The 2,433-nt window shown below is 71.7% G+C and carries 2 protein-coding genes; both read left to right on the top strand.

Features of this window, described 5'->3' with window-relative positions; genetic code table 11:
- The first annotated feature begins 203 nt into the window (after positions 1 to 203).
- Positions 204 to 1,928, top strand: coding sequence for a thiamine pyrophosphate-dependent enzyme (locus Q0L15_RS19315; RefSeq protein ID WP_296606175.1), 1,725 nt, complete (start codon positions 204 to 206; stop codon positions 1,926 to 1,928).
- A 61-nt stretch (positions 1,929 to 1,989) separates the two neighbouring features.
- The coding region (locus Q0L15_RS19310) for a GTP-binding protein (protein WP_296606174.1) at positions 1,990 to 2,433 on the top strand (444 nt) is incomplete at its 3' end.

Here is a 2,433-nt window from a genome sequence, read left to right as displayed (position 1 = left end):
GAGCCGCAGTGCTCCTCGACCAGCGCCCGGACGTGCCGCGGCAGGTGCGGCCACTCCAGCCTGCGGGCGGTCTGCCCGTGCGGGATGGTCGTCGGACGGCGTACGGCGCTCACGGGCGCTCATCCTGGTCCACCCGCTCCCGGTCCACCCGCATCGGGTCCGGCGAGCCGATTGCCCCGCAGGGGCGGGGGTACCCCCCGGTCATGACCACTGTCGCTGAGCTGCTCGTCGCCGCCCTCGCCGACCACGGCGTCACCCAGGTGTGGGGCGTCGTGGGAGATGCACTCAACCCGGTCACCGACGCGATCCGGCGCGAGGAGCGGCTCGAGTGGATGGGCGTGCGCCACGAGGAGGCCGGGGCGTTCGCCGCCGGCGCCCAGGCCCAGCTCACCGGACGGCTCGGGGTCTGCATGGGCACGGTCGGCCCCGGCGCGATCCACCTGCTCAACGGCCTGTACGACGCCAAGAAGTCCCACGCGCCCGTGCTGGCGATCTGCGGCCAGGTGCCTCGCGAGGAGATCGGCACCGACTTCTTCCAGGAGGTCGACAACGACGTGCTGTTCGCCGACGTCGCGGTGTTCAGCGCGACCGTGAGCAGCCCCGAGCAGCTGCCGGCCCTGATCGAGCAGGCCGGCAACGCCGCCCTCCAGCAACGCGGCGTCGCGGTGCTCACGCTGCCCGGTGACGTCGGGGAGCTCGAGGTCCCCAAGCACACGCCGGTGCCGCGGTTCGTGACCGACCAGCCGCCCGCAGCCCCGGCCGAGTCCTCGATCGCCGAGGCGGCCGCCGCCGTCAACGCCGCGAGCGCGGTGACGCTCCTGGTCGGTCACGGTGCCGGAGCGGCCCGCTCCCAGGTGCTCGACCTCGCGGAGCGGCTCTCGGCGCCGATGGTCGTCACGCTCAAGGGCAAGGAGGCCTTCGACGGCGCCGACCCGTACGAGGTCGGGCAGTCCGGACTGCTCGGGAACAGGGCGAGCGCCGTGGCGTTCGAGGGCTGCGACCTGCTGCTGATGATCGGCACGGACTTCCCCTACAAGGCGTTCTACCCCGACGGGAAGGTCGTGGTGCAGATCGACGCCGACGGCTCCCACATCGGGCGCCGTCACCCGGTCGACCACGCCGTCGTCGGTGACGCGCGGCTCGCGCTCGACGCGCTCCTGCCGCTGCTCGAGGCCAAGGCCGACCGGTCGCTGCTGGACAAGGCGCGCTCGTCGTACGACGGGTGGCGCGAGCGGCAGAGCCACCTCGCCGACCCCGACTACGAGAGCAAGCCGCGCGGCCTGCTGCGGCGCACCGTCGAGAACCCCGACGGTCGCGTCCGCCCCGAGGTGCTCGCCGCGGCTCTCGACCGGCATGCCGCTGCGGACGCCGTGTTCACGTCCGACACCGGCATGGCCACCACCTGGCTGGCGCGGTTCGTCCGGATGACCGACGGTCGCCAGCTGCTCGGCTCCTACAACCTCGGCTCGATGGCCAACGCGATGCCGCAGGCGCTGGGCGCGCAGGCGCTGGACCGTTCACGCCAGGTCGTCGCGTTCTGCGGTGACGGCGGGATCTCGATGCTGCTCGGCGACCTGATCACCGCCGCGACCCACGACCTGCCGGTCAAGCTCGTGGTCTTCGACAACGGCAGCCTCGGGATGGTCCGCCTCGAGATGGAGCAGGTCGGCCTGCCGGCCTACGGCACCGCGTTGGAGAACCCCGACTTCGCGCGGGTCGCCGAGGCGATCGGGCTGCGCGGCATCCGGGTCGACGACCCGCATGCCGTCGACGACGCGGTCCGGGAGGCACTCGCCCACGACGGGCCGGTGCTGCTCGACGTGCTGACCAACCCCTCGGAGATCGCCGTACCGCCTAAGCCGACGATCGAGCAGGGGTGGGGCTTCGCGATCGCCAAGACCAAGGAGTTCCTCGAGAGCGCGGACTGAGCAAGGGGCGATCACCCGGAAGTAAGGCTTTCCGGCGCCGCGATGGAACAATGGCGCCACCATGACTGCACCGCTCCCCGGCCAGACCGATCCCGCGATCATCCGCAACTTCTGCATCATCGCGCACATCGACCACGGCAAGTCGACGCTGGCCGACCGGATGCTGCAGCTGACCGGTGTCGTCGACGAGCGCAGCGCCCGGGCGCAGTACCTCGACCGCATGGACATCGAGCGCGAGCGCGGCATCACCATCAAGAGCCAGGCCGTGCGGATGCCGTGGACGGTCCCGGCCGGCAACGCCGCAGGCGCCGAACCCGGCACCTACGTGCTGAACATGATCGACACGCCCGGCCACGTCGACTTCACCTACGAGGTGTCGCGCTCGCTCGAGGCGTGCGAGGCCGCCATCCTGCTCGTCGACGCGGCCCAAGGCATCGAGGCGCAGACGCTGGCGAACCTCTACCTCGCGATGGGCGCCGACCTCCACATCATCCCGGTGCTCAAC

The sequence above is a fragment of the Nocardioides sp. genome (genome assembly GCF_024509035.1).
In the GTDB taxonomy this organism is placed as follows: Bacteria; Actinomycetota; Actinomycetes; order Propionibacteriales; family Nocardioidaceae; genus Nocardioides.
This window is presented reverse-complemented; position numbering and strand designations above follow the sequence as displayed.